This is a genomic window from Rhizobium bangladeshense (assembly GCF_017357245.1).
Classification (GTDB): domain Bacteria; phylum Pseudomonadota; class Alphaproteobacteria; order Rhizobiales; family Rhizobiaceae; genus Rhizobium; species Rhizobium bangladeshense.
In genome coordinates this window covers 2,563,771-2,579,745 of the sequence record NZ_CP071612.1, presented here as the reverse complement: position 1 = coordinate 2,579,745, position 15,975 = coordinate 2,563,771, and the positions used below count along the sequence as shown (strand labels likewise).

18 protein-coding genes are annotated in these 15,975 nt (G+C 60.7%); 11 read left to right on the top strand and 7 right to left on the bottom strand.

Features of this window, described 5'->3' with window-relative positions; genetic code table 11:
• Positions 1–21 precede the first annotated feature (21 nt).
• Together J2J98_RS12585 and J2J98_RS12580 are read right to left on the bottom strand one after the other, a co-directional pair.
• Positions 22–2,178 carry a mechanosensitive ion channel family protein gene (locus tag J2J98_RS12585; protein WP_207601212.1) on the bottom strand — a complete coding sequence of 719 codons (2,157 nt, stop codon included), beginning with the start codon at positions 2,176–2,178 and terminating at the stop codon, positions 22–24.
• Between the two features lie 223 nt (positions 2,179–2,401).
• Positions 2,402–4,222, bottom strand: a complete 1,821-nt coding sequence (locus tag J2J98_RS12580) for a hypothetical protein (protein ID WP_064705298.1) — start codon at positions 4,220–4,222, stop codon at positions 2,402–2,404.
• A 145-nt stretch (positions 4,223–4,367) separates the two neighbouring features.
• On the opposite strand from J2J98_RS12580, the gene J2J98_RS12575 reads away from it, so the two are divergent.
• From J2J98_RS12575 to J2J98_RS12550, 6 genes are all read left to right on the top strand, one after another.
• Positions 4,368–4,628: a hypothetical protein gene (locus J2J98_RS12575; RefSeq protein ID WP_064705297.1), complete on the top strand. Its 261-nt coding sequence runs from the start codon at positions 4,368–4,370 to the stop codon at positions 4,626–4,628.
• A gap of 144 nt (positions 4,629–4,772) precedes the next feature.
• A complete protein-coding gene (locus J2J98_RS12570) occupies positions 4,773–5,879 on the top strand; it encodes an HlyD family secretion protein (protein WP_207601211.1) in 1,107 nt (368 codons plus the stop codon).
• On the top strand, positions 5,869–6,912 hold the full coding sequence (locus J2J98_RS12565) for a DUF2955 domain-containing protein (RefSeq protein ID WP_207601210.1): 1,044 nt from the start codon (positions 5,869–5,871) through the stop codon (positions 6,910–6,912). The genes J2J98_RS12570 and J2J98_RS12565 overlap by 11 nt, the downstream gene beginning before the upstream one ends.
• A gap of 103 nt (positions 6,913–7,015) precedes the next feature.
• Entirely contained in the window at positions 7,016–7,249 is a 234-nt protein-coding gene (locus J2J98_RS12560) for a DUF2171 domain-containing protein (protein WP_003564293.1), read from the top strand.
• Between the two features lie 50 nt (positions 7,250–7,299).
• The gene (locus J2J98_RS12555) at positions 7,300–7,509 is read left to right on the top strand and encodes a hypervirulence associated TUDOR domain-containing protein (protein ID WP_207601209.1); all 210 of its coding nucleotides are present in this window, start codon (positions 7,300–7,302) and stop codon (positions 7,507–7,509) included.
• A gap of 38 nt (positions 7,510–7,547) precedes the next feature.
• Positions 7,548–7,733: a DUF3008 family protein gene (locus J2J98_RS12550; RefSeq protein WP_020921551.1), complete on the top strand. Its 186-nt coding sequence runs from the start codon at positions 7,548–7,550 to the stop codon at positions 7,731–7,733.
• A gap of 22 nt (positions 7,734–7,755) precedes the next feature.
• Here the strand turns inward: J2J98_RS12550 and J2J98_RS12545 are convergent, their stop codons facing one another.
• Positions 7,756–8,475, bottom strand: coding sequence for an MgtC/SapB family protein (locus J2J98_RS12545; protein WP_207601208.1), 720 nt, complete (start codon positions 8,473–8,475; stop codon positions 7,756–7,758).
• Positions 8,476–8,715: 240 nt separating this feature from the next.
• On the opposite strand from J2J98_RS12545, the gene greA reads away from it, so the two are divergent.
• Positions 8,716–9,198 carry a transcription elongation factor GreA gene (greA, locus tag J2J98_RS12540; protein ID WP_064705290.1) on the top strand — a complete coding sequence of 161 codons (483 nt, stop codon included), beginning with the start codon at positions 8,716–8,718 and terminating at the stop codon, positions 9,196–9,198.
• A gap of 71 nt (positions 9,199–9,269) precedes the next feature.
• Here the strand turns inward: greA and J2J98_RS12535 are convergent, their stop codons facing one another.
• A complete protein-coding gene (locus tag J2J98_RS12535; RefSeq protein ID WP_207601207.1) occupies positions 9,270–10,163 on the bottom strand; it encodes a LysR family transcriptional regulator ArgP in 894 nt (297 codons plus the stop codon).
• A gap of 101 nt (positions 10,164–10,264) precedes the next feature.
• On the opposite strand from J2J98_RS12535, the gene J2J98_RS12530 reads away from it, so the two are divergent.
• The gene (locus J2J98_RS12530) at positions 10,265–10,873 is read left to right on the top strand and encodes a LysE/ArgO family amino acid transporter (RefSeq protein WP_207601206.1); all 609 of its coding nucleotides are present in this window, start codon (positions 10,265–10,267) and stop codon (positions 10,871–10,873) included.
• A 7-nt stretch (positions 10,874–10,880) separates the two neighbouring features.
• Here the strand turns inward: J2J98_RS12530 and J2J98_RS30320 are convergent, their stop codons facing one another.
• Positions 10,881–11,099 (bottom strand): hypothetical protein, encoded by a 219-nt coding sequence (locus J2J98_RS30320; RefSeq protein WP_246569364.1) that lies wholly within the window; start codon positions 11,097–11,099, stop codon positions 10,881–10,883.
• A 113-nt stretch (positions 11,100–11,212) separates the two neighbouring features.
• Here J2J98_RS30320 and J2J98_RS12525 point away from each other — a divergent pair, with 113 nt between their 5' ends.
• Both J2J98_RS12525 and J2J98_RS12520 read left to right on the top strand, forming a co-directional pair.
• Positions 11,213–12,112 carry a LysR family transcriptional regulator gene (locus tag J2J98_RS12525; RefSeq protein WP_138393433.1) on the top strand — a complete coding sequence of 300 codons (900 nt, stop codon included), beginning with the start codon at positions 11,213–11,215 and terminating at the stop codon, positions 12,110–12,112.
• A gap of 98 nt (positions 12,113–12,210) precedes the next feature.
• Entirely contained in the window at positions 12,211–12,366 is a 156-nt protein-coding gene (locus tag J2J98_RS12520) for an entericidin domain-containing protein (protein WP_010034675.1), read from the top strand.
• 44 nt (positions 12,367–12,410) lie between these two features.
• On the opposite strand, the gene J2J98_RS12515 is transcribed toward J2J98_RS12520, so the two are convergent.
• Together J2J98_RS12515 and J2J98_RS12510 are read right to left on the bottom strand one after the other, a co-directional pair.
• A complete protein-coding gene (locus J2J98_RS12515) occupies positions 12,411–12,758 on the bottom strand; it encodes a hypothetical protein (RefSeq protein WP_207601205.1) in 348 nt (115 codons plus the stop codon).
• A gap of 31 nt (positions 12,759–12,789) precedes the next feature.
• Positions 12,790–13,788 (bottom strand): glycine betaine ABC transporter substrate-binding protein, encoded by a 999-nt coding sequence (locus J2J98_RS12510; RefSeq protein ID WP_207601204.1) that lies wholly within the window; start codon positions 13,786–13,788, stop codon positions 12,790–12,792.
• A gap of 611 nt (positions 13,789–14,399) precedes the next feature.
• Here J2J98_RS12510 and J2J98_RS12505 point away from each other — a divergent pair.
• Positions 14,400–15,854, top strand: a complete 1,455-nt coding sequence (locus J2J98_RS12505) for a cobyric acid synthase (protein ID WP_207601203.1) — start codon at positions 14,400–14,402, stop codon at positions 15,852–15,854.
• The last annotated feature ends 121 nt before the right edge of the window (positions 15,855–15,975 follow it).

Sequence of the window (15,975 nt, the reverse complement as noted above, 5' to 3'; positions counted from 1 at the left end):
CGTGTCTCAGGCCACGTCTGTTCAGGCCGGACCCGCGGCTATCGCTACATTGTGCGCCGCGATCGTCTGCTGGGCGGCGGCGCCGACGGCGTCGCCGTTTCCGCCGGAGACCTGGACAGTCGGCACGGCGAGCTTGATGCCGTTTTCATGGAACGCCTCATGGATCATTCGGAGTGCCCGCCGCTTCAGCGTGAACTGCTGGCCTGGAAGGGTCATGACCTTCATTCGCAGGAGCAGACCGGAGTCGCCGAGGCTATCAATCCCCTGCATTTTCAGGGGCTCGATGGTCGTTGCTTTGAACTCCGGATCCTCGAACAATTCCAGGCCTATCTTCTTGATTATCTTGCGTGCCTTCTCGATATCGGAATCGTAGGTGACAGTGATCGTCATCTTCTCGATCACCCAATCGCGGCTCATGTTCTGGATCGCTCCGAGCTCGCTAAAGGGGACGATGAAGACCGCTCCGCGGTGGTGCCTGAGCTTGACGGATCGCAAACTGAACGACTCGACGGTGCCCTTGTAACTGCCGCTCTGGATGTATTCGCCCACGCGGAAGGCATCATCGAGCAGGTAGAACACTCCGCTAATGACGTCCTTGACCACGGTCTGCGCCCCGAAGCCGATTGCGACGCCAACTACTCCTGCACCTGCGATCAACGGGCCGATTTCGATACCGAGGGACGACAAGGCCATCATGATCGCGATTGCGACGAAGAGGATCATCAGGAAATTGCGAAGGATCGGCAGAAGGGTCCTGATGCGCAAGCGCCGCCGCTCCCGATCGCTTCCGGCTTCGAGGACCGCCTCGGTGTCGCCGAGCTTGCGATCGATCAGGACTGCCACGAGGTTCCAAGCCAGGTCGACGATCATGAGAATGATCCCGGCGCTGAGGAGGCCACGCACGAGTCGCAGAAGGGGAGAATCTTGCATCGTCATCTCAGTCAACCGGACGTCCAGCGCCTGCGCAAGCAGGACGATGGCTGCGACGATCAGTGCGGCTCTGATGCCGCGTTCGACGACCACGGAGACGACGGTGCTTCGCTTATGACCATCCTCCTCGGTTGCGGGAGACCGCAAGATATTGTCGACCGACGCCTTGGTAAGGGCGATGGCGGCGGGTAGGGCGGCACCGACCACCGCTATCCAGAACAGCCGCATGGCACCGACTACCCATAGCAGCCAGGCGGCAAAGAAATAGGACGTCCAGAGCCAGTTGCGGGCCCTCACGCCGATTCGGCTGGTTTGGCTGGAAGGCGATCGGGACGGACGTCTCCATACGGCTTCAATGACGATCAAGAGAAGGACGAGGCCGAGGCAATAGGCGGCCAGCTGCCGGGCCGGAAGGGAAAAGCCTAACGTGTCGAGCAGGCGGATGGTCACCCATCCGAAGGCATACCAGCCGACGAGATAGGCCAGCCGTTTCGCCCAGTGGCAGGCGGCATCCCGAGCGAGCGGGACGACCCGAAACCCGCCCTCTTCTTCGGCCCGCGGTGTCAGGAAAACCTCGAAAAGGGCGCTCCCCAGACGGAAGATGACGGTCGCCAAGAGGTATCCGACGACGATCTCCCTGATGACAGGCGGCCATTGGAACAGCAGGAAAAAGCCGATGCTGCCGAGGCCGAAGGAAAGGACGTAACATCCCGCCCACAGAAATCTTGCCGCCAATGCGACAACTCTTCCCGATATGGTCCGGTAGGACGCGCGCGACATCCATCTGCGCCAGCCGACGCTGACCCACCAGAACAGCCATTGAGCGGCCAGCCCAGCGGCGACGAAGGCGGCGATCAGGAGAATCGGCCGCGTCCCGCCGTTTGCCCGAATGTCCGCTTCGACGATGGCCCAGGCTCGGGTCGTCTCCAGGGGAAAGGAATTCACCGCGCCGAGAAGGGCGGAAGCGTGGGCGCGGAACCGCATCGTGAATTCGGAAAAAGAGGGGTCGCGGTTCGGCACTTCCAGGGGTGGTTCCGGCACATGCCTGGCGGCCTGCGACTGCTGCTGCAGGAAGCGCTGGACGTCAGGATCCGAGAACATTGCGATGAAGCGCTGGACGCTTTCAGGCTGCGGGTCCACAGGCGTCGGGCTTTGCGCCATGGCAATCGAGGCGCAGAGAAGAAGGGAGGCCAGGGCGGCCCCCGCGGAAAAAGGCACTATCGTGCGGATCCTAGACAGCACAACCATTGTCCATCCCGATTTGGCGAACCTCCCCGAACCGTTGGCGGAAAGGATCAGGCTCGCCGCGTCACGTGCCGCCGCCACTTGCCTGTGCCGGTTAAGAGCTTGTCCCAAAGCCCTGCAGGTCGCCCAAATGAGCCGCGGCGATCACTGCGGCTTGTAGGTCAGACTATGCGAAGATGAGATGGCTTACCCGTATGATCTGGTATGTTACGGCGAGGAGACAGTATCAGCGGGGCTGCAGTTCGGAGATGCCGGTGACGGATGACGCCAATTTGTCAGGATCGGGGACCGTCAGTCCTGCCTTGCGAAGACCGCGGATCAGACGGTCCCGATCGTCAGGCTGAATGTTGCGTATTGCAAGTTCCGTTGCAATGTTCGGCAGGAAGTCAGGCCGCATGGCGACGAAAACCTCCCCCTCCCGCCGCGCGTCCTCCATCATGCCGGCCTCGGCATAGATGATGGCAGCCACGACATGGAAGAGCGGGAACTTCTGCATGTTCGCCTGTCTGATCTGCAGCAGGGCAGTGTGATTGTCGTGGAGCATGTAAGCCGCCAGTGCGCGTGTCCCATGGTAGAAGCCGCCGCCGCCGGGATTGAGCGCGATGGCCTCATCAAGGAGAGCTGCTCCGCGCCGCCATTGGCCACCCATTGCCAGCCGCGTTCCGAACTCGCCCATCAGTTCGGTGTCGTTGGGGTTCGTGGCCAGGGCCTGTTCTCCCACGCGCAAGGACTCGGGGAGCTGCCTGTCGAAGAACAGCGTCGTCATCAGCGCCTGAAGGCCTCTCGTATTGCTCGGATCGAGCTGTGTCGCTCGCCTGGCAGCACCGAGCGCATGCTCTATGGTTGCCTCCTTGTTTCGCGTCGAATTGAACCTGTACCTGTCCTCGTCGAGGTAGACGATCGATAGCATCGCCCAGGCGGTCGCATAGTTCGGAAATCGAGCTATCGCGCTCTCAAGGCAACTGCGCACTCGCGAATGCGCTTCGGCGCTCAGTTCCGAACGGTAGGCGTAGAAGCGCAGCGTGCACTCATACGCACCGAGGTCGTCCGGGGGCGGACTGGCGGCGTCAACCTGTGCCATCACCCCATACGGCTGGGCGATGGCGGTCGCGACCTTTCTGGCAACGTCCGTCTGGATCGCAAAGAGGTCTCCCGACGCGAGATCCTTGTCGTAGTTCTCCGACCAGAGGATTTCGCCGTCCGAGGTGTCGAGCAGCCTGGCGGTTACGCGAAGACGCTGGCCCGAAGTTCGTACACCGCCGGTCAGCAGATAGCGCGCGCCGAATTCCGCCCGGATTTCCGATGCCCGCACATCCGCCGGAAGAGATCGGGAGGTCTCGCGGCCGAAGACTTTGATCTCCTTGAACCGCGGGAGGACGGTCATCAGTTCTTCTGTCAGGCCGGCACTGTAGAGCTGCGCCTCAGGCCCTTCGCCAAGATTGGCAAAGGGAGCCACCACCAGGGCCGGACGATCGGGCGATGGACTTGCAGCCCTTTGGAGCGAAGAGGCTGTAGGCAATGCTGCCAGCCAATAGAGTGAAAGAGCAAGCATGGTGACGGCAATAGCGCCTAGCAACAAAACTTGTCTCGCCCGCTCCCAGCGTCCGGGGCGGGCCGGAGAGGGCAGCGCTTCCACATCTTCGTTGCGCGTGTCGGCAGAGGCTGGGCAGGACCAGGTGAAGGTGGGGACATAACCGCCCTTCGGAATATCAATCCGTATTGGATCATGCTGGCCGGCAACCAGATAATAGCGCTCGAGCGATCGTCGCAGGCGTCCTGCCTCGATCCTGACAACTGGATCGTCCTGGGTGAAGCCGGTATCCCGGCCGAATACTTCGATCGCAATGGAATAGGCTTTGATCCGGTTGCCTCGACCGGCGAGGGTCTCAGAGACGACATAGCGGAGAAAAGCTGCGGCGCGGCCAACGCCAGGAAATTCAGGACTGGATATAACGCGCTCCAGTTGTCTCGTGATGTCGTGCGCTTGAGGCCCCGACTCTGAAGGAAAGGGCGCCGCAGACCCTTCTGGCGGCATAGACGTCAGCATGTCTGTCCCCAATCCCCCGTTGAGTCACATCACTGCCAGACTGTATGTAACAGTAACATACTCCTCGAACCGGTCGTCGTCCATGAAGATCGGGAGCCGGCACACGCTGCAGTGGCGGCGTCACATATTCGGTCAGGAGCGAACCATGGACGAAGGCGTGGCAGCGGTCCGTCGGCATTTTCCGGCCAGGGCCAAGGCGATCGATGTTCTTGCCGCCCGCAGTGAGGACTTTCGGGAAATCTGCAGGGACTTTGCCGACGCCGGACTGGCGGTGGAAAAATGGAGCGTCTCAGCCGATCCGAAGCGTGTCGAGCGCATTGCCGAGTACCGAGAACTGATCGCAGAGCTTCTCAAGGAGATAGAGGGCGCGCTCGACATCGCTTCGACGCCGCCACCCGCCCGCTGATCTATGCGGTCGATCCGAAGGCCAGTCATGGGCAGGCGTATGTTACGGTTACTTACTTGCGCCCCACCCGTTCGGTCACGACCATCGCGACAGACAGCTGGCGCTTAAAATCATGCTTCACCAACGCTTTCGAAGGATCTTGCCGTGGTTTCCGAAAATATGGATGAGCCTGTCATCTCCTCAACACCCCGGAATCCATTGCGCAGCATAGCTCTCGCGGTCGTACTGCTGGCGATGGCTCTGTTCGTCCTCTCCATTTTCATGGAGCGGCGTACACCGTCGACGTCGCAAGCGCAGGTCCATGCCTACATCGTTGGCATCGCACCCGAGGTCACCGGTCGAGTCGTGGAAGTCGGGGTCGCCGACAATTCGCGCGTCGAGCCCGATCAGGTTCTCTTTAGGATCGATCCCGAACGTTACGAGCTCGCCGTCAGCGAAGCCGAAGCAGCGCTTGCAAGCGTCGGCCAATCGATCGGGGCGTCGACCGCGGCCGTCGATGCGGCACAGGCCAAGCTCGTTCAGATCGAGGCGGACCGAGACAATCTGCGCGATCAGTATGCCCGGGCGACCGAGTTGGTGAAGCGCGGGGTTTTTTCCAAGGCCCGGTTCGATGCGGCCAAGTCCGCTTATGATCAGGCCGAGGCTTCGGTGTCGGGGGCGCAAGCCGACCTTGTCAAGGCCAAGGAGCAACTCGGCCCGTCCGGTAACGACAATCCACAACTGCGTGCAGCCCTTGCCGGATTGGAAAAGGCCCGGCTCGATCTGGTGCGGACGACCGTCCGGGCACCGTCAGCCGGTGTTGTCACCAATCTTCAGCTCACCATCGGCAAGGTCGTCTCGGTGGGCCAGCCGGCAATGACCTTCATCGATGCCGGCACCATCTGGATCAATGCGGCATTCAAGGAAAACAGCCTGGAGAAGGTCGCCGTCGGCAACAGAGCGGACATCCTCTTCGACGCACTTCCCGGCCGGTTATTCCCGGCAACGGTCGAGAGCGTCGGGTTCGGGGTATCGCAAGGCAGCACCGACCCGAGTACCGGATTGCCCACGATCCGCAACGACAGCGGCTGGGTCCAGGAGCCGCAGCGGTTTCCTGTCCGGCTGAACTTCGAGGAGGGGCAGCGGCCGAAGGGCGGGGTACGCTACGGCTCTCAGGCGATCGTCGTCATCTACACGGGCGACAACCCGGTCACCAATGCCTGGGGATCGCTGTGGATCCGTCTCATGTCGGTGCTGACCTATGTCAGCTGACGGAGAGCAGAAACGCAAAGGGCTGCGGGTCGCCTTCGCAGTCTCAGTCGGCTTCACCTTGGCAGTCCATGCCGGTGCTGTCCTGCCCTTCCTCGGTCCGCTCTTTGCTGCTCAGTTTCTCCTTGGAAGTTCGCGGCCCATGCCACCTGGCAAGACCATCGGCGCAGCGCTGGTCATTCTCTTTGCCGGTATAGCGATGATGGCGTTGACCGACCTGCTCGGCGAACGTCCGATGCCTTTCCTGCTGATCCTTGGGCTCACTTATTTTGCGTGTTTCGCGCTACAGTCGGCGGGACGGGGAGGGCCAGCTGTTTTCCTCGTGCTCGTCGTGTCGATCATCGTGCCCCTCCTCGGCATCCTGAACAAGGAACTCGCGAGTTCTATCCTGTCGATCCTGGTTGCGGCGGTTGTGTCGGGCGCGGCTCTCATGTGGCTCGCCCATGCGATCTTTCCCGAACCGGTCTCTCCGAGGAGCGAAGCGGTCGCAGTTGAAGAACGGCCGCCGGCCTTACTTCGGGCTCTGGCAAATGCTTTCATCCTTCTGACGTCCGTCGTCATGTGTCTGACGAGCGACAATCTGAGCGCCGCGGTAGTCATTCCCATAACCGTGGCGTCGCTGCTCGGGCAGTTGGACGTTGCCGCAAGCGCGCGGGCGGCGATTGGATTGGTGTTCGTCAATTTCTGCGGCGGCGTGCTGGCCTCCGTTGCCTATGCAGCGCTATTGCTGCGCCCAAGCCTTCTCTCGATTTTCCTCATCCTGCTGGTCGTCGCCCTGCTCATTGGAGGGCGCGCTGCCGCTCGCTCGAAGGACGCTCGCGTGTTCGCGGGTGTCCTAACCATATTCCTTATTCTGTTCGGTCTTGGTGTCTCTCCGCTCCCGGGCAGTGCCGCGGAATCCTTCGCGAGCAGGATTGCCTATGTCGCGGCAGCCTTGATCTACGCGCTGCTCCTGTCGGCTGTTCTATGGCCGCCGGGAGAGGAAGGAAACAGGCCGCACCAAGCCGCTCTTAAGCCGAATGTCGACGGCCCATAGAGAGAGTGGTCATGTCCGTGAGCGTGCGGCAAAAAGCTTTGGAACCATGTTTCCCCCACGCCGTTGCCGCCTGGTAACTGCCAGTGACGCAAAGGAGGAAATGATGATTTCCGCAGACCAGATCCGTGAACATATGGAAGTCCTGACGGCCGACGGCACTCATGTCGGAACGGTGGATCACCTCGACGGTCCGACCCGCATCAAGCTGACGAAGACCGACTCGGAGGACGGCAAACACCATCTGATTCCGCTCGATTGGGTCGATCACGTCGACGCCCATGTTCACCTATCGAAGAATGCCCGGGATGTCCGCAGCCAATGGGCCACCATCAATTGAGGAGTGCAGGCTGCGGCTCAGGCCGCAGCCTCCTCCTGAACGGAGCACCCATGACACGACAATTTGAGAAGGGCGATGAAGTCAGCTGGGACGCCAGTCAGGGAAAAACCGAAGGCAGGGTCATCAGGAAACAGGCCAGCCGGACGAAGATCAAGGGTCATATAGTGAAGGCGTCGGCGGAGAACCCGCAATATATCGTCGAGAGCGATAAATCCGGAAATCGAGCCGCGCACAAGCCTGAGGAACTCAGGAAGCTTTGACGCCGGCAATGGTTCATCCGGAGGAGAGGAGGTCGAATATGCCAGCCAAATCGAAGGCCCAGCAGAAGGCGGCAGGCGCCGCACTTTCAGCCAAACGCGGGGAAACGCCCAAGAAAGAACTCAGGGGCGCTTCGAAGCAGATGGAAGAATCCATGAGTGAAAAACAGCTCGAGGAATTCGCGTCGACCAAGACCAAGGGCAAACCCGAGCATGTCTCCAAATGATCGTGCAAGAGCCTGTGAGACGCTATGCCGACGTCGAATGCATGGAAAATCCTGCGACTTGATAGGCCTCTGAAAGAGCATCGAAAATCGCGCGGGCGGAGGCGTCTTGGTCCTTGGCCATCCATCGCAGTTCAAACGTGACGCCGGGGCGGCCCTCGCTGGTTTGCCCAAAAGAAACGAACCGGGCAACGCAACCGAGCGGTCCAAGCACCTCCGACAAATCAGGCAGATCGGCTTCGGAGCTATGGATGACGAGCGTGGCCTTCTGTTCGGAGCGCAGCCACATATCCAGCTGCTTCATTGGCGACAAGACGATGAAGGCGACCAAGGTCGCCGCCATGCCGGTCAGGATCTGGCCGCCGCCGAAGCAGAGACCTACGACCGTCATGAACCACATGGTTGCCGCCGTGGTGACGCCGGTCATCATGTCGCCGCGTCTCAGGATCGCTCCGCCGCCGATAAAACCTACGCCTGTGAGAATGCCGAGCGGAAAGCGCAGCACGTCCATCTGCGTGAAATAACTAAAGGTTTTTCCGTAGGTCGACAGAAGGAGATTTGCTTGGATCATCGCCAGGCAGGCGGCAAGAGCCACCAGGATCGTGGTCCTGAAGCCCGCCGCGTGACCGCCGCGCTCGCGATCGAGGCCGATGAGGCCGCCCGCGATCACCGTCAGTAAGATCCGCACGGCGATCTCCCACCAGCTTGGCGTCAGCGGCATCGCTTCCGTCAGGAACGAAGGCATGGTCTGATCCTGACTGTTTCGCAGCTCCTTCGCTGCCGGCGGGGCATTTCGATCCTCCTGCGCTGCAGTGCATCCGGATCAGATAACGCGATGTCGGCCAGGACGTTCCGGAAGCCCGGCCGCAGACGTCGGCAATACGGCAAGATTGGCGGTTTCCCGGTCATGGGTGTATGGATGTTCCAGACCGGGCTATCGCACCAACCAAAAGAGCGCGTGGCACATCTAAAACGGAGTTATTGATTGGCCGTTGCCTTCACCAAGGAAGAGAGTTTCGAAACCGCTTCGGAAACGCTGTTGCCGGACCGGCCAATTTCGCCGCATCCGAACCTCGTCACGGAAGCCGGGTTGAAGGCTCTTGAACTGCAGTTTCAGCAGGCGCGCGCGGCCTATGACGCTGCGAGCACCATCGAAGACGTAAATGAACGGCGGCGCCAAGCTGCCAATCCTTTACGTGATCTCCGATACTTATCGGCCAGACTTCGCACAGCCCAGCTCATGCCTGACCCTGCGTCAGCCGAGGTGGTTGCCTTTGGCAGCACGGTCACTTTCAGCCGGGACGACGGACGCGTGCAGACTTATCGGCTCGTCGGAGAAGACGAGGCAGATCCCAAGGCGGGATCGATTTCCTACGTCTCCCCGGTGGCGCGGCTTATGATGGGCAAGGCTGTCGGCGATGTGGTGGAGGCAGGTGGCCGGGAGCTGGAGATTATCGCCATTTCCTAGAGCAGATCTCAACGCCGCACGACCTGGTGTCGCCGCTCCACCGAGACATTGTGAACAGGGTTCCTGACGGCTCAAAGACGGCGCTTAGCCACGGCGACGACTTCACGTGTCAACTCCGCCAGGCGATCGGCGGCGAGGCGGTTTATCTGCCAGTAGAGCGGGACGTCAAGCGGCGTGTCTGCGACTAGCTCGACCAGCCGTCCCGATGCGAGGTGATCGCGGGTGAGCTGGGTCGGGTTCATTCCCCATCCCATACCTGAAAGGGTGGCCTCGACGAAGCTTTGCGGCGAGGGTAGCCAGTGTGTGGGGTAGTCCAAATCCTGGCCGAAGGTTTGCCTTACCCAGCTGCTCTGAAGCCTGTCCTTCTGGTTGAAGGTCAGGGCGGGAGCGTTGCGGATCGCCTCCGACGTCACGCCGTCTGGAAAGTGGCGTGCGACAAAATCAGGTGTTGCGGTGGCGTTGTAACGCAGAGTTCCAAGGGCGAAACGCCGGCATCCTCGGATCGGCTTCTCCAGGCTGGTGACGGCTGCGATCACGCGTCCTCGCTGCAGCCATTCGGCGGTGTGATCCTGGTCGTCGACAGCGACATTCAATAGATAGGACGAGGTCTTGGAGAAATTCGACATGGCCTCCACGAACCATGTGCCGAGGCTGTCGGCATTGGTCGCGATCTGAAGTGTCACTCTTTGGCGTGGCTCGTCTGGATCGACAAGAGCCGGCAACTGCGCGAAAAGCTCGGCTTCCAGCATGCCGACATTCTCGATGTGACGACAGAGCCATTCTCCTTTTTCGGTCGCCGTACAGGGGGTGCCTCTGGCGATCAGAATGACCCCGAGGCGTTCCTCGAGTTGCTTCACACGCTGCGAGACCGCCGAAGGCGTCACGTTCAACAGGGTCGCCGCCCTCTCGAAGCTGCCGGTTTGGACCACGGTTGCGACGGCGCGCAGGGCGGGATAGTCAAGCATGAGTTAGTTTCGCTTAATCAAGATAAGGCGGATTAATTAGACTAATCCAATTTCAGGCGATACCGCAACTTCATCGAGCTTGAGAGTGGTTGCCGAAGACGATGAATTTCTCTGTTTATGCCACTGGTCTGATGATGGGGCTCAGCCTTATAGTCGCGATCGGCGCTCAGAACGCCTTCATCCTTCGCCAGGGGTTGCGCAATGAACATGTCTTCGCCGTCTGCCTGGCATGCGCCCTGTCCGACGCCGCATTGATCGTGCTCGGCGTGACCAGCCTGCAGCGGATCGCCGGACTGCTACCTTGGCTCGATCCGGTCATGCGCTATGGGGGAGCGACGTTTCTGGCATGGTACGGAGCCAAGAGCCTCTATTCCGCCTTGCGGTCATCCGCTGCGCTCACAGTGGCGGCGGCTGAAACGGCAAGCTTTTCCCGGACGCTTGTGACTTGCCTCGCGCTCACCTGGCTCAATCCGCATGTGTATCTCGACACAGTGGTGCTGCTAGGTACGATCTCGACGCGCTATCCTGGGGAGCAGGCTTCCTTTGCCTTAGGCGCGGTGACGGGCTCCTTCCTGTTCTTCTTTTCGCTTGGATATGGCGCAACATCGCTGCGGCCGATCTTCTCCAAGCCCTCGTCCTGGCGGATGCTTGAAACGCTCGTCGCTGCGACGATGTGGATTATAGCCTTCAAGCTGATCCGTGGGGTCTGAGCCACGATTAGGCGCGGTACGACGGTCCTACGATCCTCAGGACCCGCTTCGGCCCAGGGGCCGTGCTCAGGTAAGGCAATTCTATTTCACGCTGGCAGTCAGCCAGCAGGTGCGACGGAAATCGCTTCAATTCCCGGAGCGCATGTTCGTGATTCGCATCCCTGCGCCGGCGCGACTTGAATGCGGAAAGGGCTTGTAGGATATTCCAGGTGCTTGATTGCGCCATGTCCAGCCTCCTTTGCTGCGCTTGTTTCCGATACGCAGACTATGGGAGCGATTGACATTCAATCAAACAAAATGATATGCGGTTAAAGATCAGAAAAATTGAAAGATGCGACGATGAGCCTTCCCTTTCGCCGTCCCATTCCTTTGCTCGACAACGATGTGCTGCGCACCTTCGTCGCCATCGCCGAGACGGGCAATTTTTCCACCGCCGCCGAAGCGGTATTCCGCACGCCGTCAGCAGTGTCGATGCAAATCAAGAAGCTCGAGGAACAGCTCGGCGCGACACTGTTTTTGCGCGACGCACGCTCGGTGACGCTGACGCGCCACGGCGAGATGCTGCTCTCCTACGCCCGCAACATTCTTGCGTTGTCGAACGAAGCCGTATCGCGCTTCATTATGCCGGAACTTACAGGTGTAGTCAGGCTAGGCGCGCCGGAGGATATCGGCGAGCGGCTGCTGCCGAGAATTCTGAAGAGCTTTGCCGAAAGCTATCCCGGCATCATGGTCGACGTGACGATCGATATGAGCGTCGGGCTGAAGAAGCGCATGGAGGAGCAGCGGCTCGATCTTGCGTTGATCAATTGCGCGACGCGGCCGTTTCCGACCGGTGGCGAAATTGTGTTTCGTGAGCGGCTGGTCTGGGCAGGCGCAAGGTGCGGTTCGGCGCATCGGCGCGACCCGCTGCCGATCTCGATCTGGGAGGATGGCTGCATCTGGCGCCAGGAGGCGCTCGCCCAACTCGAACGCAACAAGCGGCCTTATCGCGTCGCCTATCTCAGCGGCCATACGATGGCGCAACGCGCCGCCGTGCTCTCCGATCTCGCCATCGCGCCGTTGCCGCTCTCCTATGTCAGCGAGGACATGACGATCCTCGGCCTGCAGGAAGGGCTGCCGGAGCTCGGCTCCTTCGATATCCGCCTGCTGACTGCCTCGCAGATGTCGGGGCCGATCGAGACGGTAGCCGACAGCATCCGCAGCGCTTTTGCCGAGAGAGCGAAGGCGGTTGCCGCCTGAGGCCGTCCCCAGCGACTGAACCTTTTGTTACCTTGTGCGTTATCGGCGCGGATGGCATGAGTGCCGTTCGGGGTTGATTTCAAACAAGGATATTCGAAATGACGACAACGGCCAAAATTGCCGCAGCCTTCATGGTTCTTCTCGCTCTTTCCTCCTGCGGCAATACGATCCGCGGCATCGGAAAGGATACGGCGAGCGCCGTCAACGCCACGCAGGATGCCGGTCGCTCCGTCGACCGCGCGGCGAAGAAGTAACGGCTGGCAGCTTTGCCGGACCGAACAGGCCATCCGGGGCCGGATCAAGGCGCCGGAGGATACGCTTTTTCGAGGCCGCCGGATCGGCTGAGACCGATCCGGAAGACCTGGTAGGCGGGATGCTGGCTCGAGCGAGCGGTTTCCATCAGCCGTATCTGCAGGCGATCCGGCGCCTGGGTCCCAAGCCACAATCCAAGGTTTTCGAGCTTCAGCGAGTTCAGGAAACGCGATGCCGCGGCGAGGTCGAGATGGCGTCGCAGGCCGGCGAGCAGGTTGTCGTCCTGAGCGCCGTTTTCCATGAGCAGGGCCAGATACGACTTATCGGCATCCGACAGGGCGGCTAGCTTTTCCGCGACAGTATCGCGGTCGGGGAAGGGAAGGTTGCCTGTCATGCGAATCGTCCGGTCGTTGGCGCTACTGCCGTTATAAGCTCGCTTTGACTTTCTCGGCTACATCGACCGGCACCCATTTCATCCATAGGTTCTCGTAATTGCGCAGGAAATAAATCGCGGCGTCCTCGTTGCTTTCGCTATTTTCATCCTGCCAAGCGAGCACCTGGTTGATCGTCTGATTGTCCCATTTGCGGGTCTTGAGATAGGTCATCACAGGACCGGCGCGGCTGGCGAAAGACCGCGTCATCAGCGTGAAGGCGCGTGAGACCGGATAGGAATTGAGCTGGGGCCTGGCACAGCCGGCAACCGCAGTGCAGCGGTCCCATTCAGTCTTGTTATGACTGACGCCGAAGCTCAGCCGCGTCATGTCGTATTTGCCGAGGATGGCGGTCGGCGCCCAGTAATAACCGAGCCAGCCGATCTTCTTGTCGAAAGCTCGGGCAATCGAGGCATCGAGCCGCTGAGGACTGCCGGTCTCGACAAGTTCGAATCCTTTTTTGTCGGCGGCGAGGGCCTTGAAGAGATTGGTGGTCGATATCTGGCAGCTCCAGTCGGCGGGACAGTTGTAAACCGCGCCTTTCGACGGAACATCTTCGGCAGGGAAGAGCTCCGGATGCTTCAGCGCGTCCTCGACCGAGCGAATATCGGGATTGGCGTCGGCAATGAATTTGGGGATAAACCAACCCTCGACCGCACCATCAGCGAGTATCTCAGCACCCTGCACCAGCCGACCGCTATTGACTGCCTGATCAAGCAGGGCTCTGACGGAATTGATCCAGTATTCCGAGGCGATATCGGGGGTGCCTTTCTCATTCATCGAGGCGAAGGTCGGAAGGGTATCGCCATCGACGATGGTGACTGAGCAGCCGTAGCCTTTTTCGAGTATGATCTTGTCGAAGTTTGCCGCAATGGCGGCCGAGGCCCATTTCATCTCGGCGATCGAAACACTGCCGCATTCGGCGGCTTCGGCCGGCGCGGTCGTGCTAAAAAGAGCCGCGGCAAAGACGGCCGAAATCAAAAGCGTCTTCATCGTCGTCCCCAAATTTATTTAGGCAACGTGCTGCCGGCACTCGCCGACAAATTTCCGGCGCCTGAAGGAATGCCTGGTGGCGTTACCACGACAGCCGTGTTCCCGTTCACTGGCTCCGGCAGCTCGTTGCAGACCATATTTAGCAATGGCGTATTTTATCGAAGCCTACGCGTTCGCTCGCAGAAATCAACCGTCTTCCGCGTATGGTTGCGTTACTAAATTATTGAATTCGAAGAATTTAGTTCGTGGCTGAAATTCCGCAGATCGAAAATGGACGCCGTCCGCGAACGCCGGTGCAATGGCGGCAGAAATTCCGCCGAACATATCAAAAAAAGTCAAAATTAACCTTTGCGTAAGCCTTCAATAACTCTCCGGTAAGAATGTGCCGTTATCAGTTGGGGCGTGGCGGCAACGACCGCTGCTTCTCCGGTTCAGGTAGTGCGTACCGGAGAAAGCGAGCTTCGCCGTGTAGGGGCGAAGACGCCTGAGTTTTCGGCAAACCGCGCAGAGCCATGGCCATGCGCGGTTTTCGCGCTTTCGCGAGAATGTTCGAAGTCTTGACCCGGGATCGGCGGCCATTGTAGGCCTCGCCTCAACGAAAGGCGGCCGCCATGGCAAGAGCGATCATGCTGCAGGGAACCGGCTCGGATGTCGGCAAGACCGTATTGGTGGCGGGTCTCTGCCGGCTGGCGGCCAATGCCGGGCTCACCGTGCGGCCGTTCAAGCCGCAGAATATGTCGAACAACGCTGCGGTCGCCGATGACGGCGGCGAGATCGGCCGGGCACAATGGCTCCAGTCGCTCGCCGCCCGCACGCCGTCCTCGGTGCATATGAACCCGGTGCTGCTCAAGCCGCAATCGGAAAGCGGCAGCCAGATCATCGTACAGGGCAGGGTGTTCGGGCAGGCGAAGGGACGGGATTATCAGCGGCTGAAGCCGCAACTGCTCGGCGCCGTGCTCGATAGTTTCGAAAAGGTGTCTGCCGGCGCTGACCTCGTCGTCGTCGAGGGGGCCGGCTCGCCGGCAGAGATCAATCTCAGGGCCGGCGACATCGCCAATATGGGTTTTGCGACGAAGGCGCGCGTGCCCGTCGTGCTCGTCGGCGATATCGATCGCGGCGGCGTCATCGCCTCGCTGGTCGGAACGCATGCGATCCTCGGCGAGGCCGATCGGGCGATGATTTCGGGCTATATCATCAACAAGTTCCGCGGCGACGTTTCGCTGTTCGACGACGGCATCCGCGCCATCGAACGCTTCACCGGCTGGTCATGCTTCGGCGTCGTGCCGTGGCATTCAGGGGCCGCGCGTCTGCCGGCCGAGGACTCCGTCGTGCTCGAACGGCTGGCAAGGGCCGGGACCGGGGCGCTGAAGATCGCGGTGCCGGTGCTGCCGCGCATCGCGAATTTCGACGATCTCGATCCGCTGCGTGCGGAGGCGGATGTCGAACTGGCTTTCGTGCGAGCGGGAGAGCGGCTGCCTGCCGATGCCGGTCTCGTGATCCTGCCAGGTTCGAAATCGACGATTTCAGATCTCGCCGATCTGAGGGCCCAGGGCTGGGACCGGGATCTCCAGGTGCATGTAAGACGCGGCGGCCGGGTGATCGGCATTTGCGGCGGCTATCAGATGCTCGGCCGCACGGTGCACGACCCGCTTGGGCTCGAGGGCGGTGCGCTGGAGACGCCGGGGCTCGGGCTTCTCGATGTCGAAACCGAGATGGCGCCTGAGAAGACCGTACGCAATAGCGAGGCCCGCTCGACAGAATATGACGCGCCGCTTGCCGGCTACCAGATCCATCTCGGCATCACCCGCGGTCCGGACTGTATCAGGCCTTCAGCGATCGTCGACGGCGCCCCCGACGGGGCGCTGTCGGCTGACGGCAGGATCATGGGCACCTACCTGCACGGGCTCTTCGGCAGCGACGCCTACCGCGCCCGGCTGCTGGAGAGCTTTGGGCTCTCGGGCGAGCGGGGGAATTATCGTCAGGGCGTTGAGCAGGCGCTCGATGAAATCGCCTGTGAATTGCAACGTTCCCTCGACCCGCGCTGGCTGGCCGAGCTGGTTGGTTAGCTGCCGGAGGCGGGACCTGCAACAGCCGGCTGCGGCTTCGCGTCTCAGGTGAGGTGTGTTGAAGAAGCTCGCGTTAGGAGCCATTTGAGAGTGCCGGATTTGGCCGTCGATCAGAAGTCCG